This window comes from Pseudomonas fulva (assembly GCF_023517795.1).
GTDB lineage: Bacteria > Pseudomonadota > Gammaproteobacteria > Pseudomonadales > Pseudomonadaceae > Aquipseudomonas > Aquipseudomonas fulva_D.
The window spans coordinates 4,000,348-4,026,562 of sequence record NZ_CP082928.1 but is presented as its reverse complement, the minus strand read 5'-3'; the positions used below and the strand labels follow the sequence as shown (position 1 = coordinate 4,026,562).

16 protein-coding genes and 1 pseudogene are annotated in these 26,215 nt (G+C 59.8%); 3 read left to right on the top strand and 14 right to left on the bottom strand.

Annotated elements, in window-relative coordinates:
* Nucleotides 1-92: 92 nt before the first annotated feature.
* Nucleotides 93-1,106, bottom strand: coding sequence for an NAD(P)-dependent oxidoreductase (locus K8U54_RS18530; RefSeq protein ID WP_249907194.1), 1,014 nt, complete (start codon nucleotides 1,104-1,106; stop codon nucleotides 93-95).
* A 154-nt stretch (nucleotides 1,107-1,260) separates the two neighbouring features.
* Between K8U54_RS18530 and K8U54_RS18525 the strand changes: the two genes are divergently transcribed.
* Both K8U54_RS18525 and K8U54_RS18520 read left to right on the top strand, forming a co-directional pair.
* Nucleotides 1,261-1,827, top strand: coding sequence for a TetR/AcrR family transcriptional regulator (locus K8U54_RS18525; protein ID WP_249907193.1), 567 nt, complete (start codon nucleotides 1,261-1,263; stop codon nucleotides 1,825-1,827).
* Between the two features lie 89 nt (nucleotides 1,828-1,916).
* The gene (locus K8U54_RS18520; protein ID WP_249907192.1) at nucleotides 1,917-2,288 is read left to right on the top strand and encodes a PH domain-containing protein; all 372 of its coding nucleotides are present in this window, start codon (nucleotides 1,917-1,919) and stop codon (nucleotides 2,286-2,288) included.
* Between the two features lie 167 nt (nucleotides 2,289-2,455).
* Here K8U54_RS18520 and K8U54_RS18515 read toward each other — a convergent pair whose 3' ends face one another.
* Nucleotides 2,456-4,606 carry a TonB-dependent siderophore receptor gene (locus K8U54_RS18515; RefSeq protein ID WP_249907191.1) on the bottom strand — a complete coding sequence of 717 codons (2,151 nt, stop codon included), beginning with the start codon at nucleotides 4,604-4,606 and terminating at the stop codon, nucleotides 2,456-2,458.
* 543 nt (nucleotides 4,607-5,149) lie between these two features.
* Here K8U54_RS18515 and K8U54_RS18510 point away from each other — a divergent pair.
* Nucleotides 5,150-7,096, top strand: coding sequence for a putative bifunctional diguanylate cyclase/phosphodiesterase (locus K8U54_RS18510; protein WP_249907190.1), 1,947 nt, complete (start codon nucleotides 5,150-5,152; stop codon nucleotides 7,094-7,096).
* 368 nt (nucleotides 7,097-7,464) lie between these two features.
* On the opposite strand, the gene K8U54_RS18505 is transcribed toward K8U54_RS18510, so the two are convergent.
* The 12 genes and pseudogenes from K8U54_RS18505 to K8U54_RS18450 all read right to left on the bottom strand — a co-directional run bounded on the left by K8U54_RS18505 (nucleotide 7,465) and on the right by K8U54_RS18450 (nucleotide 25,811).
* Nucleotides 7,465-11,118 carry a DNA-binding protein gene (locus tag K8U54_RS18505; protein WP_249907189.1) on the bottom strand — a complete coding sequence of 1,218 codons (3,654 nt, stop codon included), beginning with the start codon at nucleotides 11,116-11,118 and terminating at the stop codon, nucleotides 7,465-7,467.
* A gap of 867 nt (nucleotides 11,119-11,985) precedes the next feature.
* A complete protein-coding gene (locus K8U54_RS18500) occupies nucleotides 11,986-14,409 on the bottom strand; it encodes a TonB-dependent siderophore receptor (protein WP_249907188.1) in 2,424 nt (807 codons plus the stop codon).
* 93 nt (nucleotides 14,410-14,502) lie between these two features.
* Nucleotides 14,503-15,423 carry a FecR family protein gene (locus K8U54_RS18495; protein ID WP_249907187.1) on the bottom strand — a complete coding sequence of 307 codons (921 nt, stop codon included), beginning with the start codon at nucleotides 15,421-15,423 and terminating at the stop codon, nucleotides 14,503-14,505.
* Between the two features lie 2 nt (nucleotides 15,424-15,425).
* The gene (locus K8U54_RS18490) at nucleotides 15,426-15,941 is read right to left on the bottom strand and encodes an RNA polymerase sigma factor (protein ID WP_249907186.1); all 516 of its coding nucleotides are present in this window, start codon (nucleotides 15,939-15,941) and stop codon (nucleotides 15,426-15,428) included.
* A gap of 182 nt (nucleotides 15,942-16,123) precedes the next feature.
* Nucleotides 16,124-16,303, bottom strand: a pseudogene (locus K8U54_RS25390) (ATP-binding protein); the annotation flags it as partial.
* A gap of 265 nt (nucleotides 16,304-16,568) precedes the next feature.
* Nucleotides 16,569-18,521, bottom strand: coding sequence for a DUF2207 domain-containing protein (locus K8U54_RS18480; RefSeq protein ID WP_249907185.1), 1,953 nt, complete (start codon nucleotides 18,519-18,521; stop codon nucleotides 16,569-16,571).
* 1 nt (nucleotide 18,522) lies between these two features.
* Nucleotides 18,523-19,086 carry a LemA family protein gene (locus K8U54_RS18475; protein ID WP_249907184.1) on the bottom strand — a complete coding sequence of 188 codons (564 nt, stop codon included), beginning with the start codon at nucleotides 19,084-19,086 and terminating at the stop codon, nucleotides 18,523-18,525.
* Between the two features lie 170 nt (nucleotides 19,087-19,256).
* A complete protein-coding gene (locus tag K8U54_RS18470) occupies nucleotides 19,257-20,078 on the bottom strand; it encodes an energy transducer TonB (RefSeq protein ID WP_249907183.1) in 822 nt (273 codons plus the stop codon).
* 1 nt (nucleotide 20,079) lies between these two features.
* Nucleotides 20,080-20,523: a protein TolR gene (gene tolR / locus K8U54_RS18465; protein ID WP_192291102.1), complete on the bottom strand. Its 444-nt coding sequence runs from the start codon at nucleotides 20,521-20,523 to the stop codon at nucleotides 20,080-20,082.
* Nucleotides 20,524-20,536: 13 nt separating this feature from the next.
* Nucleotides 20,537-21,253 carry a protein TolQ gene (tolQ, locus tag K8U54_RS18460; RefSeq protein ID WP_249907182.1) on the bottom strand — a complete coding sequence of 239 codons (717 nt, stop codon included), beginning with the start codon at nucleotides 21,251-21,253 and terminating at the stop codon, nucleotides 20,537-20,539.
* 89 nt (nucleotides 21,254-21,342) lie between these two features.
* Entirely contained in the window at nucleotides 21,343-23,256 is a 1,914-nt protein-coding gene (locus tag K8U54_RS18455) for a phytase (protein ID WP_249907181.1), read from the bottom strand.
* 80 nt (nucleotides 23,257-23,336) lie between these two features.
* Entirely contained in the window at nucleotides 23,337-25,811 is a 2,475-nt protein-coding gene (locus K8U54_RS18450) for a TonB-dependent receptor (protein WP_249907180.1), read from the bottom strand.
* Nucleotides 25,812-26,215: the final 404 nt, after the last annotated feature.

Sequence of the window (26,215 nt, the reverse complement as noted above, 5' to 3'; positions counted from 1 at the left end):
TCAGGAAAATCCACCTGGAGAATTCAGCCGTGATGAAAATGCGAAAGCGCGAGCGGCCTGCACCGCTCGCGCCCCGCGCCGCCGTTTCCGAGTCAATCGTCGGTCGGCTGCAGTTCGCGAAGCTCGCCGCCTTCCTGCTCCAGGCGTTGCAGGTAACGATCGCGGTCCAGCAACTGGTAAGGAAAGTACAGGCCGGGCCTGGTCGGCGCCTCGCCGTCCAGGCCCAACAACCGTTCGATGAGCATTGCCACGCTCAGGGCCGTCAGCAACGCGGCCCCCTTGGGGTGCACCACGGCATGTCGGGTGCGCAGCGGCCTGCCTTGCGGATCCTCACCGGACAGTTCGATAAGGATCTCCGTCGACATCGCCCCGCCTTGACGGCGCGTCGAGCTGACATCGATGGCCATGTTGAATTGCACGTTCGGCGCATCCGTGGCCGCCGCGAGGCCGACGACGTCAATGGACGAAAAGCCGTTGGCGCTGATCGGCGTGCCATCCACCGCGCGGAAGCGAGCCTCCGCCTCTTCGCCTTCGCGCCAGAGGTAGCGGTTGTCGCGCCGTGTCAGCGCAGCCGGAAGCATCCTGTTCAGGTGCTCGAAATCGGTGGCGACGGTCGGCCCGCCCGTATCCTGCTCATCGACCAGGGCATTGATGCGGATCTCGTCCACCCGCCGAAACGCCTCGGCGATGCGCAGCGTCGCCACCGTGGTGGCGCCCACCATCCATTCGTAGCCGAGCACGATGGGGGCGGCGTCGGGTTTGTGCATGTAGGTGGCGATTTCCGGGGCGATCTCGAACACCCCGGAGGAAATGCTCAGGTGCGGCACGCCGCGCTTCTGGGCGAAGCGCAGGCCGGCCAGGTCATGGTCCATATAGAAGACCACCACCGCACTGACCGGTTGATCGCCGAGGCCGAGGTCATCGGCAGCGGGATCTATCACCACCGCCCGCGCATTGCCGATTCGCTCGGCGGCTTGTTGAGCCTTGGCCAGATCGCGGCCAGCGATCAACAAGGCAAGGTCGGGATGCTGGGCACGCAGCGCCGCAGCCGTGTGGTTACCGATGGCTCCAGAGCCACCCATCAACAGAACAGGATCAATAGACATGCTGTACGTCCTCCGCTTACTGGCTTAACCTACCTTTAGTAGGAACCTGTAAACGAGCCTAGCCCCTTTAACCTACCATTGGTAGGTTTATGTTCTGGAACCCGACGACGTGCAAAAAAACCATCACTCTGCCACTACCCCATCGAGAGGTCGGTTGTCCAAAGCCGAACGTCGACATCAGTTGCTGCAAACCGCGCGGCAGGTGGTGCGCCATGAAGGTGCCGACCGCCTGACCCTCGGCCATCTGGCCACTTGCGCCGGCGTGTCCAAGCCGGTGGTCTACGACCACTTCGGCACCCGTTCCGGCTTGTTGATCGAGCTGTACCGGTGGATCGACATCGAACGGATCAATGCCTTTCGCGAACTGATGGCGAGCACCACCCGCAGCCTGGAGGATACGGCGCAGCTGTTGTCCAGCGCCTATATCGACTGCGCATCCAATAACACCGACGAGTTCTACGCCGTAGGTGCCGCCCTGGCGGGCAGCGATGAGAAGGCTGCGGTATTCCAGGAGCTGCTCGATAACTGCGTGCAGATGTTCGTCAGCGTGCTCGAGCCCCACGCCAACCTGGCGGCAGTCGAGCTGGAGCGGCGCTGCGCCGGCCTGGTCGGCGCGGGCGAAGCGCTGGCAGGCGCGCTGGTGCGCGGCCGGTATGCCGAGGCGCAGGTGATCGCCACCTTTACCTCGCTGATTCAGGGCGCGCTGCAGCAGCCTGCCTGAGCCATCTCGTGCGGGTGAGTCGCTTGCCAAAACGCACCGTGGCAGTCTTCACGTACAGAACGATTCAAACCTACAAAAGAGACCGGTAGATGATCGACTTCAATAACAAGGGCTTTTTCAAACTCAAGCAGAACGACGAATACGCCCAGCGCGTCAGCGACCTGCTGCTGGAAGACGAACAGGTCATCGACGCCTACAAATCCATGCGCGACGGCGTGGTGTTCACGGACAAGCGCATCATCGCGGTGAACGTGCAGGGCCTTACCGGCAGCAAGAAGGATTTCACCTCCCTGCCCTACAAGAACATCGTCGCCTACTCGATCGAAACCTCCGGCACCTTCGACCTGGACTCGGAGCTGGAAATCTATTTTTCCTCACTCGGCAAGGTGAAATTCGAGTTCACCGGCAAGACGGCGATGGTGGAGATATCCAAGCTGATTTCGGCCCATGTTTTTGGCTGACGTGAGCGAGCGGTGAGGGGTCGATGCCAATGAAAAAAGGCGCGAATCGGTTAACGACTCGCGCCTTTTTCATCAGTGACACCGTTCAAAGCTGCCTCACCTCGTAGAGCGACAGCAGCCATGAACACCGCCCGAGTGCAAGAACGCTCGGGCTACGGCGCGGCCACTTACCAGTTGTAACTCACCTTGGCAGTGACTTCGCGGCCAGAATTGTAGTAGTTCGCACTACCGCGACCGACCACATGCTGCTCGTCAAAGAGATTGCTGACGTTAACAGCCAGGTCAGTACCTTTAGCTATCTGGTAGTTGAACGCAGCATCAAATACCGTGGTGCCTTTGCTTTCGCCGTTGTTGTTTAGATCATTGAAGTAATAGGCACCTACATAACGGGCGCCCAGGCCGACACTGACGTCCGTTCCCGGCACGCTGTAGTAACTCCAGAGCGAGGCTGAATGCTTCGGAGCAGTAACCAGCCTGTTACCCTTGATTGATACGACGTCATAGGCCGCGCCGTTCCATACCTGCAGCGCGCCGCGCAGCACCTCGGTGTCCATATAGGTGTAGCCACCTACCAGGCTAAGGTTATCAGTAATCTCCGTCTTGGCCTCCAGCTCAAGGCCACGCACACGCTGCTCGCCCACAGTCTGCTGATCGATAACGCCGTTCTGCTGCACGACTGCTGTGGCGACGTCTTCCTGAGTCAGCTCATAGACAGCGGCAGAGAACAGCGCATTAATCGCTGTCGGTGAATACTTCACGCCGACTTCGTATTGTGTGCCGCGCTCTGGAGTAGTGCCCACTTCAGGTGGAGCGACGGACTCGACCATGCTGATGTAGGTGGATACTTCGTCAGTGACAATATAAGTCAGCGCGCCGCGGAAGGAGTTTTCCGAAAAGCTATCAGACGCCTTGCTTCCGGCTAGGTAGTCGGTTTCCGAAACGTCCATGGAATCGTTGCGCATACCGAAAGTGAGAATGAAACGCTCATAGAACGACAGATTTTGCTGCAGGAATACAGACTTGACCTTGTTGTCTCGGTCCTTATTCTCATAAATGATCGGTGCAGAAACACCGGTATATCGCGGATTGGCTACATCAATTGGATCTGCCGAACCATATACGGAAACCCCTTTGCTTGAGGAATCGAGATACTCCACGCCCACGATGCTGCTGCTATCGATGTTCTCGAAACGCGCGTCGTATTGCAGGATGACGTTGCCATTGAACTGCTCAGCTTCACTGTCGTAACCCAGGTAGCCCCGGTCAACCAGAGTTCCGCTATGACCGGCAGCGTCACTGATATAGGCGTAGCCGTACTTATCGGACAAATCGCTGTAACGCAGATTACTGCTCAGCGTAAAGCCATTATCAAAGTTGTGGCTGAAGCTGCCACTGACATTGGTGCGCTCGACATCATGGAAGTTGTAGGTTGGCTCGCCAAAGAACTCGTCGCGGTCATACTCCCTGTCCATCGGGTAACCGCCGCTGTTCGGCGTGCTGTCCTGGCGCAGGTGATCCACCACTAACGTGGCCGAGGTAAAAGCCGTCGGAGCCCAAGTCAGTCCCCCCATGAGGAAGTTATTATCGTCTTGTGAGTGGTCATATTCCCGATCACTGTCCTGAAACTTACCAGTGAATCGATACGCGAGAGTCTGATCCGCATTCAGCGAATCACCGACGTCGATACCCGTCTCCTTGTGATTGAAAGAACCGTAGCTTGCATAGACTTGCCCGAACTTGTCGAAGCGCGGCTTCTTGGTCACGAAGTTCACCGAGCCACCAGGGTCGGCAGGGCCGAACAGCGTCGAGTTGGCCCCACGCAATACTTCGACACGCTCATAGGCGAACGAATCTTCACGCACGCCGCGCATCGACCCCAGGGTCAGTCCATCGCGGTAGGTTGTAGCATTGAAGCCTCGGATCTGGAAGTAGTCATTGCGATCATCGGTGCTGTAGTAGTCGGCAATAACGCCTGGTGTGTACTTCAACACTTCTTCAGTCGTACTGGCGCTGCGCTGTTCGATTTCCTTCTGCGTGATCACCGAAACCGAAGCCGGCGTATTGAGAATGTTGGTCGCAACCTTGCCCCCCACCCAAAGCTCCTGAGCGACCACCGTGCTGGCGTCATCGCTGGCGGCCGCCTGCGTGTTGACGATGATCGGCGCAAGGCGATAGGCCTCCTCTTCACTGATGGTGGTGGCCTCCTGGGCAGTTACGCTCAGGGGAACGGCAACCAGCGGCGCGCAGAACAGGGCGGCCGTAGCGGTTCGCTGCCAGGACACGGTGGTGGGAATGGCCCTGGGTTTGCAGTGAGTCATGCTCAAGATCCTTGATTGTTGGAAGCCCCCTGCCCTGCGCGCCATTCGGCGCTATTGCAGAAGTCAGCAGAGGTCGTACGACAATCATATTCGAAAACCTTTATCACAACGATAGTCATTAACAATAAAGTTCCCGACTGTTACATAAAAATCCAAAGCTTGGACGCCGGACACTGCCATCGCCGAACGCTCTCCACCTTTGAAGGTCGCGGATCACGCCGGTCCGAGCAAGACTCTGCACGCGAACATCACGAAGCCCGCCATAGCAGGGATTTCAGATTTACCGCTCATAGGCGGCAGACGCGACCCCGGCGGGGCTGGATAAGCGCCTGGTTCGTCCTTTCCAACCTGCCACCCTCCATCTCACCCCCCCTCACGATCGACTGACGGAACGAAATCAAAGTGCCACCAGTCGTAAAGATTGCAGAAAACTGAGGATCGGCCGACACGATCCCATGAGAGCAGCGTGCAACCCTGCTCGGCCCAGGCTGGAAAGGATAATCCGCTCGGTTACTTATCTAGTCTTTTTCAGAGCCTCGCCTGATGAACAAAACCCTGCTCGGCGTGCGAGCGTTGATGTCGGTACCCAAGGACAACCCCGGCCTGGTCAAGGCGCAATACATCGCGCTGGCTCGCCAACTGCCGATGATGTATTTCATCCTGCTGGTCAACACGCTGATGCTGGCAGGCACCCACTTTGCGGTCGCGCCGCGCTGGCTGGTGGTGTATTGCCCGTTGCTCATGACGTTGTTCGGCGTGATTCGTGCCGTGGAATGGTTCCGCACGCGCAAGCGGACGCGCAGCCCGGCGCAGATGCTGACCGCGCTGAAACGCACCAACATGCTCGCGCCGTTCGTGGCCGTGGCCTTCACCGCCTGGTCGCTGGCGCTGTTTCCTTATGGCGATGGCTACACCCAGGCCCATGTCGCCTTCTATATGGCGATCACCGTCATCGGCTGCATCTTCTGCATGATGCACCTGCTGCCAGCCGCCCTGGCCACCACGGCAGTGGTCAACACGGCGTTCGTGGTGTTCTTCGCATCGACCAATATCATCACCTTCGTCGCCACGGCGATTGACGTGCTGCTGGTGTCCATCGCCATGCTGGTCATCCTCAAGGCGCAGTACGCCGATTTCACCCGGCTGGTGAACATGCAGGCGCACACGGCGAAACTCAGCGAGGAAAACCTGCACCTGGCCAATCAGGACAGCCTCACCGGGCTGGCCAATCGACGGCAGTTCTTTTCCCGCCTCGACACGCAATTGTCCCGCGCCCGCGAGCAACAGACTCGCCTGGCCGTGGGGCTGATCGACCTGGATGGCTTCAAGCCGGTCAACGATCTGTATGGCCATAGCGTTGGCGACCGGCTGCTCTATCAGGTTGGCCAGCGCCTGACCGGGCTGCTCGACGAGGGTGTGCACCTGGCGCGGCTGGGCGGCGACGAGTTCGCGCTGATCATCACCCAAGCCATGAGCGACGACCAGTTGTGGGCGTTTGGCGAGAAAATCTGCGCCAGCCTGCGCGAGCCGTTTCTGCTGGTGGACATTCCCATCCAGATCAGTGGGTCACTGGGCATCGCGACCTTCCCGGACCAGGCATCCAGCGCCACCCAGGTGTACGAATATGCCGACTATGCCCTGTACCAGAGCAAGCGCCACCGCCCCGGCACGGTGTGCCTGTTCAGCGCAGCCCATCGCCAGCAGCTCAACCGCGAAGGGCTGACCGAACAGGCCCTGCGCAGAGCCGATCTGGACGGTGAGTTTCACGTGGTGTTCCAGCCGATCGTGGACATTCACCGTTCGCAAACCGTCGCCTTCGAGGCACTGGCACGCTGGCAAAGCCCGGAGCTGGGCAAGGTGCCGCCCTGTGAGTTCATCCCGATCGCCGAGCGCGTCGGCATGGTCAATCGCCTCACGGTGCCATTGCTGAGAAAGGCGTTGGATACGGCCGCCAGCTGGCCTGCGGGTATCCGTCTGTCATTCAACCTGTCGGCCCACGACTGTGGTTCGCAGGACGCTGCCCAGCAGATCGTCGAACTGATCAAGCGCAGCCCCTTCGACCCGGCCCGTCTCGATCTCGAGATCACCGAAACCGCGGCCATCCAGGACCTGCCGCAGACCCAGCGGACCATCAGCCGGTTGCGCCAACTGGGCTGCGGCATTTCCCTCGACGACTTCGGCACCGGCTATTCCAGCCTGAGCCACATCCACGCACTGTCGCTGACCAAACTGAAGGTGGACCGCAGCTTTGTCACCGCCATCGACGTCGACCCGGCCAGCTTCAAGATCGTCAAGTCGCTGGTCGCCCTGTGCCAGGACATGCAGCTGGAATGCATCGTCGAAGGCGTGGAAACCGCCGCCGAACTCGCCGCCCTGAAAACCCTCGGCTGCACCTGGGCCCAGGGCTACCTGTTCGCCAAACCCATGCCTGCCTGCGACATCGGCGCCTGGCTTGAAGGCGAGCAATTGGCCAAGGTGAAGGCGGTTTGATTCGAGGATAGGGCAAGGCGCAACTCGCGCTCATGCCCTGGCAACAGCCTCTGATTTAACTTCGTCCCCTCGCGGCAGTAATCCCGGCCGGTAGCGAAATAGATACGTGCTTGGCGACGCAGAACACAAACTGAATTAGCCAACACCAAAAAGCCAAAAGCCCGCTGTTACGCGGGCTTTGGGCATTTTTGCTAGATCGTACCGGACAGTGCCGGACGGGGGTCATTTACATTCGATTATGATTTGAAGTCTGGCGTGAACACACGACGTTGTTTGGCATTAGACACTAGAATTCTCGCCCTAAATGGATGTCCAGGTGCAGTAGACCACTACGATTCCAATCGTTGAGTTTTGGATACCCGCAGATCTCATTTGTATTTCTTGTTCACCTTGATCGGTGACTCGTGCTCGTCAAACTTACTGACGATTCCGTCCCGTTTGAGACGCTCAAGCAGTGCGCGATCGGCGGATGTGTTCGGGATGCGCGGCTTATCGCGCCCCACCGCCGTCAGCTTCGGATAGTCGCCGTCGAGCGCCATCAACACCTTGAAGAGCTGCTGGCGACTGATAGACGCCAGGTGAGGTTCGAGTAGTAGTACGATCTGCTGCGCTGTGACGCCTCCTTGCGCCATTTTCTGCACGGCAACTGCAGGGAGTTCGTACCTATTCTGAGTAGCGAATCTGGCCAACTCTTTGAGCCCACGCGGTTCAGCCACTTCCGCGTATTCAGCGGCCTGCTTTAGTATCACCTCCTTGATTGCGGAGTTGACCTCATCGCTTGCTAGGAGCATCGCAAGATCAGGCTGCACAACTTCCGGTGTCATGTAGCTGGAGAACTTCTTCGACTCACGGATAAATGCTTTGCGCGTCGGCCAATCCGTCTGTGCAAGGTGCTCATAGGAATCCGCATCGTCCGCAATGATGTCGTGTTTGAGTAGCAGCGGGAAGAGTACTCCTGCCTCCGCCTCTATATCATCAACATCAAGGTAGCTATCCAGGCTCATACTCGCGACCAGCTTTGAGCGTAGCGCTGCGGATGGAAGCTGATCTGTTGCCGCCAGTATGGCGACCGCCAACGAAGTCTTCGACGCCTCGTCAGCGGCGCTGATCTCTGTAATCTCGCCAGCAGCAGTCAGAATCGTCGCCAGCGCTGCATCGACAGATCCAAGGGTCTCGACGTAGCGGCTGACGTTGCTAAACGTTGCTGGAACTCGCTCATGTGCAGCCAATGCCGGCCAGGCACCGTCAGAAACATCTGCGAGGTCAGCAACTTCACAATCTGGAGCTGCACACTCGATGACAGCGCCAAGGTTAGCCGCGTCTTGCTCAAGCACATCTTCGATCACCGAGAGAAAGTTCTCGTTTGCATCGATTGTCGCAGACGCACCCTCGACAGCTTTCAGATAGGTGCCCACATGCTTGAGCACATAGTCGTATACCGTCTCGCTAGCTGCACTGATGACGTCGAGCGCAACGGTTACCGTATTGTCGATGGCGATTGCGAGGTTCTTGTGCGTAACCGCGTACAGGTTGCGCGCTACGAACGACGGGCGAACTTGCCGACCTAGCGGTTCCAGATGAGGCAGAGTAATGCTAACTGCCGCAAAGAGCGCGCCAATACGTTCTGCCTGGGCAGGTTTAGTCGTGCAAGACGTAAGCACCGAAAGCTCAGCGTAGTGTTCCGCCAAGTATTCAGATACCGCAGTATCCGTTCGTTGCTTTGAGGCTGAAAGGTGCGCCAAGGCAACGTCTACCAACTCCAGTTTTGAACCATCGTCCAAGTCAGCTTGGCTCACAAGATACGTAAGCACTCGCGTTGAGGCTGCTGTAAATCGCTCAATAAATTGCCGGCGCTGCTCGCCAGTCGCGAGGTACGCCTGCAGAAACCTCGTCTGGCTCTCCCCGAAATCAACCAGGGAACGGATCATTATGTCGGCAGCATGAATGTCGGTTGCTAGAAGGCGATCGAAGATGGCGATGTTATAGAGCGCCGGTTCCTTTAATGCGTTCTTACCTCGCTCACGAACAACGGCATCCACGTCGTCCGGGAGAAGCTTGAAATGCTCGTCCATCAGGTCCCGTTCGACATGGTGAATGATGAAGTTTGTCGCAGCCGTGCTCACGCGATCACCGTGGAACGTTGACGTGTACAGCGTGAAGTTGCAGTTGATGTACCCGGCCCGCACAAGCTGGTAGGCCAGTCCCGACTTCAGCAGTGCCTTCGCGATTGCCTCGAAAGACTGCTTACTCCCCTCATAATCGACGAGAAACTCCGGTCGCTTTACAAGATCGCCAAGGTCGGCGCTCCGCAGGAACTTGATGTCCTCCGTCCTCGCTTCGATCTGCTCATTCAGCTCCTGACGATCCGCCTCGTTCCAGCTATCAGCGTCCAGCACATCTCCTAATGCAGCTGAAATGCTCTCCCGGGTGAACGTCAAAGATGAACTGTTGTAGTTCACTCTATTGATCCACTTCAGTACGGCGTCGCCTGGCTTTGCACAAACGAAGTCTGTCCAGAAGCTCATCTCTTTGAGACCATCCGTCGACCAATCGACTCTATTGAATGTGAACGTCACGTTCTGCCACGGGAAATCTGCCGCCTCTGCCGTCCGTTGCACGTGCGCGATCAGACGATCACCCAACTGCTCGCTGCGTGTAGCCGCCCCATCGATCCGTGCAAGTCGCTGACGAAGCTCGCGACGCTCGCGTTCGATTCGCTTGATGTTCTCGGTCACAAGCTTTCGGCTGACCGTGTAGAGGATGTCTAGCCTGCTCGTACCGAGCCGGATCGTTTCAAAGTCCGTCAGGTGCGTGCTCTTGTAGAGCATCATCGCGAACAGGTCGGTCTCACTCAGCTTGAGCTGTTTGCCGTCGCCGGAGAAGATCCGGTCGTGAAAGACGATAAACTCGTTACGGACGTTCTTGAGCAAGCGCATATCCGGGACGTACCGCGCCGCCAAATCGAGTAATTCCGGTGCTACCTCATACTTGACCTCACCAAGCAGTTGCACCGCCAAGTTGCGAGCACTCCGGTGCGTGATAAAGGGAACAACCGGGATGACCAGATCGAAGAATTTTGTGCGGTTAGCACGCACAGTCTCGGCCTGCGCCGGATCGTCCATTTCGAGCACATTCGGCTCAAGCTTGCGCCCTTCCCCCTCCAGACCGATGCGGTCGAAGATGCTGTCCTTGATGGCATAGATGAAGCGGATCGGTTTCTCCACCTGAGGCGAAGAATTTAGCAGCGTGTTCAGTGCTCGGAGCGTCTCAAAGATGTGTGAGTCGTTGAAACGGTCGATATCCTCGAAGATCACGACGTCACGATCTGACACGTCAAAGAAGTAGACGATCTCGTCGAGATACTGATCGAAATACGATACGGAATTGTCTTCGAGAGTTACCGTTGCGGACCCTGCTGAAAACTGCTTAATGTGGAGCTTTCCGTAGTAACGCCAACGCACCAGCAGCGCAGCGCCCCCAGCCACGCCCCAAGCAATTATGTGAGCCCAGAGCCCCATATCTGCCAGCGGAGTGAGCACAGAGGCAATCTGCGCGGTCCACCCAGTGAGCAAGAAGATGACGGAGACGGCAAGCCCCAGCAGGAGCGCAGTGCCTATCTCTCGTATCCATCGAAAGCGCTCAATCCGTCGAAACCGGGATGCAGGTGTCTTGCTCGGATCCTCTCGGTAGAGCAACTGCTTGACGATCTCCTGCTGGATACGGTTGGTCGGCGTTGTCGCCTGGATAGGTACCGACTCATCAAGCTTGGATGCTTCGATCGGCGCAAGTGTCGACAACGAGATCTCGACGACACGACTTTCCTGTCGTCTAGAGACTTCCCGCAAGATACTGCTTTTGCCTACTCCGTAATTTCCCGACAGCGCGATGTTACGGATCTGATCGTCCGCAAGGGCAGCTTCGATGGCTGCGACATAAACGCCATGCTCCTTTTGTAGGTATTTAGGCGTAAGCGGAACCAGGTCCCACGACTCCCCAGAGGCCAACTCCTGTTGAGCACTCATGCTGCTTTCAACTTATCATTGAAGTAGCGTCGCGACGTCATCACTAGGTAGGAAAGCTGTCGCTCCCTCAAAGACTTGAACAAGTTTGGCGTCCAATGAGCATCGTGCACCTTGCACAAAGGTACCCCACACAATCTGCCGTGCATCACATGCCCTCCTGGCTACAACTACTGGATTACGGAAATATCGCACATCTTTCCTGAGGGCCGACATAGCTATGCACTCGGCATGAGAAAGACAGCTCCGCAATCCATCCTGCCAGGAAGGCTTGCGCCCTGCTCGACGCCGTTGCAACGCGGAACATGTGGGCTGGTAATCATGTGGAACTTGGGAGTCATCGGGAATAAGAAACGGGAAGTCAGAAAGAAGAAAGCCCGCAATTAAGCGGGCTTCCTGTTGCTTACCAGTCGCTGCCGCTAAGCGGCAGACACGGGATCACTCCCACTCAATCATCAACACATCGTCTGAGCCCGCATGATTAAAGGGTTTGGTAATCGATAGAAGCGGTCATACCGACTTATCTACCGTCATTCGCATAAGGCTACGCCTCATACCCACGCGATAGCTTTCTCGGTCGCCGCGGTGGGCAATATGAACTGATTAGTCGAATTAGGGCACAAGCAATTGGCAGGTGGTGCCATCGAAAGTTCAGCAGATCAGCTCACTGTTAGTCCATTCGACATCCTCCCCCCACGCATGAGTACTTGCCTGGTGGGGGTGAGCTTGCTTGCGACCATGGCGGTGCAGGGATGTCGTAACTGCTCCATGCCCAGCGCCTAGGTTGAGTTCAGTGGCGTAGGGAGAAGCTACCCCAACAGACTCGTACCGGCTTTAAGGTTCACAGCAAGCCCGACATTTATCTTAGATTCAGAACCGATACTCCATGCTGGTCATGAAGTTTCGCGGCTCGCCATATACCACCCAGCTGTCGGCATAGCCGTAGTATTTTTTGTCGAGCACGTTGTTGAGGTTCAGTTTCACGCTCAAGTCGCGAGTCACGTCGTAGCGGGTCATCAGGTTGACCACTGCGAAACTGCCCTGAGTGAAGGTGCGTAAATCCTGCCCATATTTGCTCTGCCAGTTCGCCCCGCCACCTACGGTTATATTGCTCAGCGCGCCTGGTAGGCGGTAGCTGGTGAAGGTCTTGATACTGTGACGCGGAATGTTCGTCACGATGCGTCGCTCATCCTGATCGGTGCTGACGCTATAGGCGTAGCCGGCCATTGCCTGCCAGCCTTGCGCCAGCTCACCATCCAACGAAAGTTCGACACCCTCAGTGGTGGTGCCCTGTTCGAGGGTGTAGATATCCGGGTCTCGCAGGTACACCGCCAGGTTGTCCTGCTCGATCTTAAACACCGCCAGGCTGGCGTTGAGCTTGTCGTCGTTGAAGCTGCCCTTCACCCCCAACTCGTAGCCCACGCCTTCTTGCGGGTCGAGCGCCTTGTTATTGGTGTCTTTCATGCCGTACTGCTGTGGATTGAAGATCTTGGTGTAGCTTCCGTAGAGCGACCAAGTGTCGTTCAAGTCGTAGACCAAGCCTGCATAGGGTAAGAAGATCCCGTGCCGGTTCTGGCTGTCCTTGCGGTTATCGCCGCTGTAACTAATGGACTCGTTCTCACGCTTCCAGTCGGTTACCCGGCTGCCAAGGATCAGGTGGGTGTTGTCGGTAACGTGAAAGCGCGAGGTCAGGAAAGCTGCGTACTGGTTTTCGTCGATCAGGCTTTTGCCTACTGGCGTGGTGTCAGGCCGTGGCCCGCTACCATCCCAGGTGAAGAAGTTGTCGATGGTCCCGTCATAGCCGGTCCATGGCCCGTACCAGCCGCCACGCTCCGGAGTGTGCTCGCGGTAACGCGAGAGCGTGGTGCCAACGATCAATTCATGCTCGCGGCCAAACAGGCTGAACGGGCCGGTGACGTATGCATCGAGGGTGTCCTGGCGCGGGGTTCCAGTCCAGCGGTTGGGGTATAGGTAGGCCCCCTCGCCGGTCTGCTGGTCGATGCTGCCGTTGAGGTAACTGGTAAGCTGATCGAAGGAGTTTTGCGTATGGCTCAGTTCGGCCTTGGCGCTCCAACCACTGTCGAAAGTGTGCTCGATGGAGCCAAACAGGTTGGTCACTTTACGGTCGTAGTAGGCCCAGTCGGGAGAGCTGTTGGTAGAGCGCGAGAAGTCGGTCTTCTGGCCGTTGCTGAAATACGCGGGAAAGCCCGCTCGTAGCGGTGCGTTGGTATGCGTGTTGGCGTAGCTGAAACCGAGGGTGAGCAAGGTCGACTCGGTCAGGTCGAACTCGGTAATGCCATACACCAGCGCGGCATCGGAGGACATCCGGTCGACCCAGTACTTCTGATCCTTGTAGTCCAACACCAGGCGCCCGCGCACATTGCCTGTTTCAGTCAACGGCCCCGATACATCGACCCCCAGGCCATAGCGATCCCAGCTGCCAGCTTCGGCACTGACACTGGCCTGCGGCTCGAACGTGGGCCGTTTGCGAATCAGGTTGATGGTCGCCGAGGGCGTACCGGTGCCGCTGATCAGCCCGGTGGCGCCGCGCACGATTTCGACCCGATCGTACATGGCGGTGTAATGGGTGGAGTTGTCGATCCGCGAGGAGGTCGGAACACCATCGATCTCGAAGTTGTTGATCTGGAAGCCGCGCGACCAATAGGTGTTGTTCTCAGCGCTGATGCTGGTGTGCGAGGCGGTGATGCCAGGGGTCTGCTCCAGCACCTCATTGAGCGTGGTGAGCTTCTGATCATCCAGACGCTGGCGGGTCATTACCGTCAACGCTTGTGGGGTTTCCTTCAGCGACAGGTTTAGACGAGTGGAACTGCTTGAAGAATAGGTGGTGTAAAGCCCGGTACCCTCGGTGGTCGAGCCCGGCGCTTTGCCAGAAATGCTCAAGGCGTCTAGCTGCAGACTAGTGCCTGCAGTGACTGGAAGTATGATGACGAAGCTGCTGGCATTGGGCCGGCTCAACTGCGCAGCACTTGCGCTGAGCAACCCGCGGATAGCCTCATCAGCGCTGTACGTCCCTTGAACCGTCACAGAGGATTGGCCGCTGACTTCGTTGGCGTTGTAGATAACTTGGTAGCCACTTTGCGCACTGAAGGCATCTAGCGCGTCAGGCAATGGCTGAGCCGGAATATCAAAATCCTGTCGAACCTGCTCGGCTACCTCAGGGCTAGCCTCTGCCGCCCTCACCGTTAATGAAGGCATTGTTGAAAGCAAACCCACGATCAGTACGGCGCTGGCGATCGGACGGCGCTTGGAAATGCAGTTGCGTTGGTGCTGCATGTGTACTCCCCAGAAAATAAGAATGAAAATATTTCTTATGTGTGGAAGTGAGACGCAGCAGAAACGAAATTCCCCCCGAGCGTCAGAGAAAATTTAGTGAATGATCAACCACTGCCCCAGCAGCGTGTGCGCTTGCAACTGGCGACTGCTGACCAGCGCATCAAAGGCACTGTCAGCGCGATCCAGGTTGAAGCTGCCGCTCACCGGCTGCCGGCCAGCCGTTTCATTGAGCAACACCAAGCGCTTGCCCTGGTAATCGGCCAGTTGCCTCAGCACGTCCTGCAGGGGGGCTTCGCGTACCACCAGCTGGCCGGAGCGCCAGGCCAGCAAGCGCTCGGCATCCACAGTTTGAGGAGCTCGAACCTGCTGATCCAGCACCATTAACCGCTGCCCAGGGGTGAGCAATTGCTGTTGTAGGGATGTACTGACCCGCACTTGGCCACTGAGCAATACCACTTCATCGCCCGTCGCCCCCCGACTGACCGAAAAGCGCGTGCCCAAAACTTCGACCTTCGCCTGATCGACCTGGACCACGAACGGCCGGCCGTCGTGTACCACATCGGCGAATACGCGCCCGTGGTGCAGCCACACCGTACGCATCGCCCCTTGTAGATCCACATCCACCGCACTGTCGCTGTCCAGCCACAGGCGAGAGCCGTCGCCGAGTACCACTTCCCGGCGCTCGCCTGCCGCCGTAACGTAATCGCTGCCCAGGCCTTGCAAAATCGGCGCTGAAATCCATGCCACACCAGCAGCCAACATCAGACAGGCGACAGCCGCTAGGCGAGGCCATGCTCGTCCGCGCGAGCGCTCCGTCTTGCGTACCCTGTGCGCAGGTAGTTCCAGAGTTCGCCACAAGTGCTCCACTTCGGCGTAAGCCTGGGCATTTTGCGGCAGTTGGATCCAGCTTTCGAATGCCTCACGCTCGACGCTATCAACCTTTTCGTCGCGCAAGCGGGTAAACCAGTCCAGAGCCTGCTGCTGGGAAAGGGGGTTCTCGGAAGAATTAGTCATGGCTAATCGGTCTTGCTACGTGCATACAGCGCCGCCGCCGCGCAGTGACTGAGGGCTTTATTCAGATGCCGCTCGACAGCGCGCTCGGTAATGCCAAGCCGTGCGGCGATTTCCTTGTAGCCCATCTGATCAACCCGGGCCAGCAGAAACACTTCTCGCGTGGGCGATGGCAGGCCATCAATCAACCGCTCCAGATACGCCAGCGTGCTACCCGCCACGGCACTGCGTTCCGGTGTCGCCTCGGTCAGCAACTCGTCCAGCGCCTGCTCGTCATTTATCCCACGCACTTGCGTACGTCGGGCGTGATCGATACTCAGGTTGGTAGCAATGCGGTAAAGAAACGCGCGCAGATTCCCCACTTCGCCATGCTCGGCGTGCAACAGACGGACAAAGGTGTCCTGAAGCAGGTCCCTGGCAGTTTCGCGGCAGCGCACCTTGCGGGTTAGAAAGGCCAGCAATTCGTTGCGATGACGTTGATAGAGCAGCGACAGACTGCGGGCTTGCTGCTCATCGGACATGGGCTGAGGTGGCGACAGAGATGGAAGCGGGCGATGCTAACGCTGTTGAGAACCGTTCACAAGCGCCAACCGGGCTCAGTACAGCCTGGGAGCGGTACAGCCTAGAGGCTGCATGTGATCCTCTAGGTCGGGAGCCGACAACCCATTTCATCGAGAGCCATTAGATCTTCGAACACCCACGCTTACTCAGCGGCCATCGACTCCTGAACTCTTGAAGTGAGGGAGTCCACTGAAAACGGCTTAGTCATCACCTGCATGCCTGGTTGCAGATGCCCGTCACCGATAGCGGCATTGGCAGCGTATCCCGTTATAAACAGCGTCTTCAGGCCTGGACGAAGCTCTCTGCCAGCATCGTCTAAGCGATGCCAGACTTTTTGGGCTCAACGCCGGCTCGCCTGAGGGCAGCACGCAGGCGCTCGTTTTCGGATTCGAGCTGCTCACGGGTAAGGCTTTTCAGAATGCGGCCCTCACGAAAAACGGTACAAGCGGGAATTCAACGACTCAGTCAGCGACCAAACATAGGACAGGTGGATGCATGATCCAGCATGTGAGCTCCGAGGTAAGAGAGCGTCTCACGTCCTTTGAAGGTTTTGCATAGGCCATGACGGATTGAAAACTGCAGAGCAGTTACCATCCACCGCCACCGCCGCCTCCCCCACCGCCGCCGGACGAACCGCTACCGCTAGCGCCCCCTGACGAGCGCCCGAACGAGGAGGAGGAAGATGTCGAAGGGGCGACCGAAGCGCTGGCCGTCGCGCGCCCCAGGTTCGTCGCCAGATTGCTGCTGAAGGCTTGAGGGCTCAGCATGTTTTCGCCGACGTACCACTGCGGGCGATAGGTTGTTTCAGATGATGCATCGGATCCCTTCTCCAGGGCTGCCGAGAACCGCCGGCTCCACTGTCTTTCAACGCCCAGGGCCATGGCATATGGCAGATGCTGCTCGTACAGCGCGATGGTCATGGCTGGAGCACTACCCGCCCTTTCCAGTATTTCGCTCTCGCCCAGCGCCAGGTAATCCCGATAGCCCGCAAGCTGATCGAGCAGCTTGCGGCCATGCCGGGTTGGTGCCTCCAGTAGCAGGCGAAACAGCGCGCAAGTCGATGCAAAGGCCAGCACCAGCACGACACTCCATATCGATAGGGTCGAGATGCTACTGGCCATCATTGTCAGCGCGACGATGGCCACCCCTCCGAATAACAGTGAAAGCACCAGCCCGACGACGATGACGACTGGCTGGCTCGTCCTCCAACCGCGCAAGCTGAGGCGAAGACCAATGATGCCAACCCCACCGAAGACGAGCACGAACAGTCCAAGCAGGCAGACCGTCAGGGCGTCAGCGCCGTTCAAGCCGGGCAACAGCGTTAGCGGCGTTCCAAGCATTGCCAGGATCAACCCTCGCCGCCACTGTGAGCGATTCAGGCAAAAACAGGCGGCTTGGTAGCGATCACGCAGACCGGACTGCAGGGTGTCGAGAGCCTTTTTCAGTTGTGGTTTGTACCCGCCCTCTAGGGCGAGGCTGTTCGATTCACTGAATAAAGCCTTGTGAACCTGCCCCTCATCTGGCGGCAAGGCTGGCAATGGTTTTCGTCCCGCTACCAGCGTGAACCCGCCGGGAGTATCGCGCAGACTAAGCGCGCGCTTTATCGCCATTGAAGTCAGCGTGACGGTCAGCGCATTGGCGGGGCTGTAGCGTGCCCTGAATCCCATATTCCAGATGAAGCCCGCAGCCGCAACGGTCACTCCCTGGGGAGGTTCGAACAGAGGAATGATCAGGCCTCCGCGCGGATCGCGCCCAACCCTCACCCATTGCCAGAGAAAATACGTCAGCAGCAACACCAGGATACCGAGACCTATCGCAACACCCGGGTTGTCCTCGCCTACCCAGCGCAGGCGCTGACCGAAGCTGGGGCGCTCGATGGATCCTGCCGGCCATGCTACGGCGATGGTAAAACCCTCGCGGGCCTTGAGTGCTTCGCTGGTCTCCAACTCGATGCGACCAGCATCCTGCCCAGCCACTTCGAATGCCTTGCCTCGGCCACCGGCTGGGCCAGTGTAGGCATCAAAGCGAGTCACCTTCACCGCATCGGGCAACAGCACGGTGATCCGCACCTTGTCGATCGGAAACGCCCAGTCGTTCCCCGTGACGTTCCAGTAGAGCTCATCTTCATCAGCATGCTCGATGAGCTGTCGGTCGGTGCGGTAGACGATTCGGTAGCTATGCTGACCAGGCTCAAGCTCGCGAGCGGCTGCCCCGATACGTATGCGCTCAACTGCGCCCAACGTAATCACCTGGTAGGGTTCCGACTTGCCGTTGCGCTGAACGCTCAGCACTTCGAAGCCAACGCGTTTTAGCAAACCTTCACGACTGATCGTTTGCACCGGAAAATTCCGGAAGATACCGCGGCTGATCTGATCGCCAGCAGCTTCGACCCTGATGTCTTCAGTGACCTGCAGCTGACCGTCTTCATAGACCCGGACGGTTACCCCATAGTCGCGAATACGTTCGTGCTCTGCCGCCAGCGCGTCGATCGAGGCGCACAACAACACCATCCAGAGGGTGGATTCAATCCAGATCCTCATCTCACAACCCCAGTTTGGGGCTCTGCCCCTCGCGTGCATCGGCCAGGGCAAAGTACTCGGCGGTGCGAAACTGGAAGAGCCTGGCAACGAGATTGCTCGGAATCGATTGCACCATGACGTTGAGCTCTCGAACCGCACCGTTGTAGTAACGCCGCGACATCTGGATCTGGTTTTCCAGATCAGCGAGCGTGTGCTGAAGCGCGAGGAAGTTGCTATCAGCCTTCAGTTGCGGGTAAGCCTCGGCGGTGACAAAAACCTGCGTGAGGGCATTGCTCAGTCCGGCTTCCGAAAGACCTCGCTGCAAAGCCCCCGCATGCTCGTCGCGCTGAACCAGGCTGCGCTTCTCGGTGAGTGATTCGAGCGCCCCCCGCTCGTGAGCCATGTAAGCGCGCAAGACCAGTACCAGATCAGGTACAAGACTCGATCGCCGCTTGAGCTGTACGTCGATGCCGCTCCACGCCTCGGCAACGCGCAGGCGGTTGAACACCAGCCGGTTGTAGCACCAGACCGTATAGCCAACCGACAACGCAACGAACGCCACCCCAATCCATTGCCATGCAAGCATGCAAAGCTCCCTCTATTTGACTGCGGGCAGCATTCTACAGCTCTAGATTGGGGATCTGGGTGATTGTGCCAGGGCCTGATCACATACGGCTGCGTTAAATCACCGCTCTCCTCAAGCAAAGCGTACCTTTCGGCCCATGGGTCAGGCAGCGTGGTCTTCCGGGGTCACTCTCACTGAATCCGGTAGCTGAAGGTGTTCTTCACATTGGCAACGGCCACCGCCTGGCCGTTGACCATCCGAGGCTGGTACCGAAAAGTCTTGGCAGCAGCCAGCGAGGGCTTGACGAACATGGGGTGACAATTGCCCACCACCTGGGGGTCTTCCACCCGGCCAGCGGCAGTAACCGTGTAGGCGACGGTGCATTCGCCCTCGATCTTGCGCTCCAGGGCGCGCGCGGGGTAATCCGGCGCCTGCTTGGCGATGGGCAGGTACTGTCGGCTGGCAGCTTCGGCCTCGGCACGCGCCGCTGCTGCGGCTGCAGCATTCGCCACTGCCTGACGTTCGGCTGCAGCAAGGCGCTCGGCCTCGGCCTGGCGGGCCTGGGCCAGTTGCTGTTCCTTCAGTGCCTGTTGTTGCTGCTCACGGGCCAGTCGTTCCTCGCGTAGTGCTTGCTCACGTTGCTGGCGCTCGCGCTGCACTTGGCGGGCTTTTTCCTGGCGCTCCTGCTCCACCCGCTTGAAAGCGAGATCGGCCTGCTCGACAACCGGCGCACGGGCCACCGGTTCAGGTTCCGGGACATGCGCAGGAGCAGGTGCCAGTGATTCAGCAAGCACCGGGGCAGGCGGTGCTACGACGGGCGCCGGCAAGGTGATCAACTGGGTGGTGAGCACCGCGGAAACCGGTGTTGGCATCGGCGCTTCGTGGGACAGGTTAAGCAGTACGTAGGCCAGGCCGGCATGCAGGGCCAACGCCACCCCGAAGGCAAAACCGTGTTCACGCCAGGCTGGCCAGACGAAACGGGATGCGGGCATTTCCAGGGTCAGACCGTTCATCTCAGGGCGCCTCGGTGATCAGGCCCAGGCGGCTCACGCCGCCACGCTGCAGTTCGGCGATGCCGGTCACCACTGACGCATAGTCGGCGTTCTGGTCGGCACGCACATACACCTGGGTGTCCGGGCTGGCGGCGACCAGGGCGGCGATCTTCTCGCGCATTTCGTTCTTGTCCACCGCGCTGTCGGTCTGCGCCTCGACGTTCACCTCGCTGCCCAGATTCCAGTAGAAGCTGCCGTCCTCCTTGACCGACAGGGTGACGATGCGCTGCTCCCCCGGCGTCGGCAGCGCCTCGGCGGCCACCTTGGGCAACTCGATCTGTACGCCCTGGACCAGCATCGGCGCAGTGACCATGAAGATCACCAGCAGCACCAGCATCACGTCGATGTAGGGCACCACGTTCATCTCGGCCTTTAGGCCGTGCTTGTGCTTCGGTCGAACCAGCATCGTGCTCTCCTCCTCAGGCTGCTGCGGCCATGCTTGGCACCGCGCCGTTCAGGCGACGGTGCAGGCGCCCTTGCAGCTCGTTGCCAAAGGCGTAGTAGCGGGCGATCAACGTCTGGCTGCGCGCCGAGAAGCGGTTGTAGGCCATCACCGCAGGAATCGCCGCGAACAGGCCGATGGCCGTGGCGATCAGTGCTTCGGCAATGCCGGGTGCGACGGTGGACAGCGTGGCCTGCTGCACCTGGGACAGGCCCAAGAAGGAATTCATGATCCCCCACACTGTGCCGAACAGGCCGATGTAGGGGCTCACCGAGCCGACCGTGGCGAGAAATGGCAGGCCCTTCTCCAGGCGTTCTTCCTGCTCGGCGATGGCGACGGCGAGGCTGCGCTCGACGCCGTCGAGTACGGCTTCGGCGCTGTTGCCGGCATGGGGCTGAAGCTGGCTGAAACTCTGGTAGCCGGCCAGGAAGATGCGTTGCAGGGCAGCGTCGGCCGGCAGATCCTGCTGGCTGCCTTCGCGGTACAGGCCACCGATCTCGTCAGTACGAAAGCGCTTGAGAAAGGCCTTGGCCAACTGCTCGCTGCGCCGCAGAACGGCGCCGCGCTGGACGATCAGGTACCAGCTGGCCAGCGAGGCCAGCACCAGGCAAAGCATTACCGCCTGCACGACAATGCTGGCTTCGGTGATCAGGCCCCAGACGGTCATGTGTTCGAGGTGGGCTTGGTTTTGCATCACGGATTTCCTTCAATTGCTCGAGCCCGAGGGCTCACATTGGAAGACCAGCACGTTGCGCACTGATGACAGGCGCAACGCCGTTCGTCTCACTCCAGGCCTAGCGCGGCGGCGACCGCCGTCCAGGGCACGTACTTGTAGTTCTGGTTACCCTCGGGCATGCGCTTGCGGCCGTCCTGCACCACCAGCAGGCCAGAGCTCCAGGGCCCGCCGAGGTTGGCCGAGGTGACGTCCAGTCCGTCGGTCTCCGAGGCTCCGTCGATACCCCGCGCGGCGTTCAGGCCTATGCGAAAACTGCCGCGCAGCCGGTACGGCGCCTGCGCCTCGACCACCACGTAGCTGTCGTTGCCCTGGCTGGAGATCACCAGGTAGTCGCGGTGCTCGCCGTGGTAAAGCCCCAGTCCCTCGATGTCGTCCTTGACCGGGCCACCGACGGCGATCACCTGATCGAAGGTGGTCGGCGCCTCGGCGCGCGCATCCAGCGCCCACACCGCGACGTCTTCCTCGCCGATGTACAGGCGCTCGTTACGGTCATCGACCACACAGCCCTCGGGTTGGGTGTCGGTCTTAAAGCGGCGCACCAGCTGACCGCTGGCCTTGCCGTCCACACTGCCCAGGCGGTACTGCAGAAAGCTGCCGTCCTTGTCGTTGGCGATGGCATGGATGGCGCCCTGGCGATCCTTGAACAGGCACAGGCCGTAGATTTCCTTGAGCGGCGTGGCGATCTGGCCAATGTCGGCGAGCACGCCGCTGACCGGGTCGATGGCGAATAGATGCAGGCTGTTGTGATCACGGTTGCTGGCCACGGCCAGATCGACCTGGCGCTCGCCCAGTTGGAAGCCGGGCCGCACGTCGACGTTGTTCAGACGACCGACGCGCAGGCTCTGCAGCTGCTTGCCGGCCAGGTCGTAGGCGAGCAGGCCGCCCTTCTTGTCAGTGCCCAGCACACGGCTGCGCTCGGGGTGCGCGCGGTCGATCCAGATCGCCGGGTCGTCCGCCGCATCGCCAAGGCTGGGCACACCATCGGTCTGCACCAGGGGCGCAAGCACCGGGATGCTCGGCTGTGGTTCGGTGCGCTGAGGCGTCCAGGTCAACAAAGCGCTGCGCACGCCTGCGTCGTCGACCAGCAGCAGGTCGAGCCCCTGCGCAGTCGAGCGCACGCTAATCTGCTCCGGCTCATGAAGGCCCGCCAGGCTCACCACACCGGCGCGCTGCCACTGCGAGGCGCTGCGCTGATACAGGTGCAGGTTGGCAGCGCCGGCATCGAGCAGCAGCAGTGCATCGGGCAATACCGCCATGCCAGCGGCGTTCTGGCGAAGCTCACCGAAAGGCGCGACCAGCTCGACCGGCTCACGCACCAGCGGTGCTTCGGCGCCGGCGTCATAGCGCCACAGCCCGACGTTTTCTTCGTTCACGTAAAGACTGTTGCTGCGGTCATCGACCTGGCAGAAACCACTCTGCGGCGGCAGGCTCAGGGTGCGCACCCGGCGCGGTTCAGCCAGCGGCCGACTCTGTTCGGCCACCAGCCACTGTTCGCCGATGCCCTCTTCGCCAATCAGGAACAGAAAGTCGTTGCGCGCACCGTCGCGGTACAGGCACAGGCCTTCGATGGCAAAACGGGTTTTCGGCAGATAACGCGGCGCGCTCCACTGCTGCGCGGAGTCGAAGCGCGTCAGCAGCGCCTGCTGGCGTTTGCGGTCGAGGCTGGCGACCAGCACGCCATGGGCATCGGCACGGTGATCCAGGGTTTCGAAGCGGCCCGGCAGCTCGCTGATAACCTGACCGTCGCGACCGATCACCTGCAGACCGCTACGCGCCACCTGCAGGCGCTGGGCATCGGCGAGAAACGCTACCGGCGTCAGCCACTGGGTGCTTTCGGTGGCGATCACGGTTTTGTTGATCGTCAGCTCTGGAACGACCATGGCGGGCTCGCGCGACTCACTGCTCTGGCAGGCGGCCAGAGCGACGCAGAGCCCCAACAGGGACAAATTGAAAAGACGCATGAAAGAAGGATGTCCTGATATCTAAAAGTGACAGGCCATTCGCGGGCATGGCCCGCGAGGCGTATGGGTGGGTCGCGCCGTCAGAAGTGCGTCAGGGTCAGGCCAACCTTGTAGGTCGGGCCGTACTCCTCGTACTGGGCGTTGTATGCGTGGCGCCCGGTGTACACGTAGTAGGACTCGTCAGTGATGTTCTGCGCCTCGAAGGTCAGCTGCAGTTCTGGGGTAATGAAGTAGCCGGCTTTGAAATCGACGAACAGCTGATCATCGACGTACAGGTCGTTGCGCTTGTCCTCGACCGAACCGATCTCGTACAGGTAGCTGGACTTGTAGTTGGCCGCCACCCGCAGGTTGAAGCGATCGTTCTCCCAACCGACCATGAGGTTGCCCACCGTGTCGGACTGGTTCGGCAAGTCGATGGTGCGCTTGGCGCCCTGCCCTTCGATACTGGCGTCGGATTTGCTCAGGGTCAGGTTGGCGCCCAGCAGCACGCCGTTCCACGGCGCCGGCAGCCAGTCGAATTTCTGCGAGTAGGCCAGCTCGACGCCATAGAGCTTGGCGCCGCTGCCATTCTCAAAGCTCAGCGCCTCGTCGAAGTCCACCCAGGCACCGCTGCCGGCCAGGTCGGTGTTGTAGATGAAGTTGTCGATGTCCTTGTAGAACAGGAAGCCCGAGACCACGCCGGCACGGCCCATGTAGTGCTCGATGCCGAGGTCAAAATTCATCGACTCCAGCGGCTTGAGATCGGGGTTGCCGAACGACGCATCGCCGCCGTCAATGGCAAAGCCCGGTGCCAGTTGGCCGAAGGTCGGGCGCACCACGGTGTTGGTCCAGGCGGCGCGCACGGCCGTGGAAGGCGACAACTGATAGCGTACATGCAGCCCCGGCAGCCAGTGGTCATAGCGGTTGTTGCTGTGGCTGTCCTCGTAGACGCCATCACGCAGGCCAGTGCCCTTGGCCTCGAACTCGGTGCCCTCGTAACGCAGGCCGGCGATGAGGCGCCAGTCGTCTACATCCAGGGTGTTCATCAGGTAGGCCGCGTTGATGTCCTCACGCATGTCAAAGTCGTTGATGCGCGAGTTTTCCTCGTCGTAGAACTGGCTGCGATCCAGGCCACCGATCAGATCCTTGATGGCGCCGGCGCTGATACCGTTGCCGAAGTTGCCCAGGGAATAGTCGACGTTGCCGCTCTGCAGGCCGACCAGGTCGATGCCGCTGAAGTCGTCGTAGACCCACACCTCGGTGTCGCTGGTCTTGTCGCGGCGGCTGAGCTTGCCGCCGAATTTGACCTGGGCGGCATTGCCGGCCAGGTCGTAGTCGCGGGCCAGGTCCAGCCGGATGTTCTTTTCCTGATCCTTGCCGCTGACCTTCTCCCATTCCACTTCGTCGAGCTCGAAGGCCGCCGGATCATAGAACCCACTGCCCACGCTCAGGTGTGGTTTGCGCGTGCCGTCGAAGCCGACGTCGGTGAAATCACCGGCGAACTTCGCCCCGGCGATGCCGCCCGGATCCTTCTCGGTGGCCTGGCTGTAACCGGCCTGGCCGCTGATCGTCCACAGGTCGAGCATGCGTTCGCCGCCGAATACGTAGGACTGGATTTCCTGGGTGTCCTGGCGCGATTTCAGGTCGCGCCAGCCTTCGGCGTCACCGCGCTCGCCCGAGGCCTGGGCATCGGCGAACTCGACACCGGCGGCGTTGCGCGTCTCGGTATCCTTGAACTTGCTGTACAGGGTGCGCAGGTAGTAATTGGAGTAATCGTCGGGCTGGTAATCGAAGTTCAGGCCAAAGCCGGTACGCTCACGGGTGATCTCGTAGTCACGCTGCTCGACCTCTCCCAGCCGCGCACCATCGTCGAAATCCCAGGCGCCGCCGGTCTCGACGTTTTCCGAGCCGAACTTGCGCTTCTGCCAGCTGAACGCCGCCGCTACACCGAAATTGTCGGTACCGTCGCCTAGGCTGAAGCGGTCACTGATGGCGCCGGACAACTTGGGACTGTTCTTGCTGACGTTGGTGTCGTGGCTGCCTTCACCGGACAGGGTGTAGAACAGACCGTCATGGTCGAAGGCCGACAGGCTCTCCACCTCGATGGTGCCGCCTAGGGAGTTGGCATCCATGTCCGGGGTCAGGCTCTTGACCACCGACAGCGACTGCACCAGTTCGGCGGGCAGCACATCCAGGGCCACCGCGCGGCGGTCGCCTTCCGGCGCCGGTACCAGGGTGCCGTTGATGGTCACGCTGTTCAGGTCCGGGGCGATGCCGCGCACGCTGACGAAGCGGCCCTCGCCCTGATCGCGTTCTACCGACAGGCCGGGAATACGCTGCAAGGCTTCGGCGGCGTTGTCGTCCGGCAACTGGCCGACGCCGTCGGCGTGCACCACGCTCTTGATGCTGTCGGCGCTCTTCTGATCGCGCAGCGCCTTGTCGATGCTGGCGGCCTGGCCGATCACCTCGACGCGCTCGATCGCTTCTTCTGCCCAGGCCGGCGCGGCGCTGATGGCGATGGTCAGCAGGCTGACGCGAAAACCGGCATTGCGGCTATGACGAAATGGCTTTGCCACCTTGATTCCCTCGTTCGATGACCCTGGCGACACCAGGCAATGGCAGCGAAAGCTAGAAATCCTTTATGGCACTTGCGTGACAGACTCGGCGAGCCAGGCGTTGAAAGCACGGTTTTACGGCCGTAGACCAGGTGAATTGAGCTGAATTGACCTCCCCCTGCACCCTGGGATAAGCGTCGCCAGCCCGATTTCAGCAAGCGACGGAACCGTGCGTTGGCGGCTGCGGAGCGCTGCTGCCAGCGCGCCATGCGCCTGGTTATGAGAACTCTGCAGGGGCGGACGCGAGACTCACCTACGCTTAAATCAGCCTGAAAATTTGCCTTTTCTCGCAGCGATGACCTGAGCCGAATCGACCCCCTGGCTGGTAACCGAACCGTCATACGCCTTTGTTTCCTTGGCGCCCC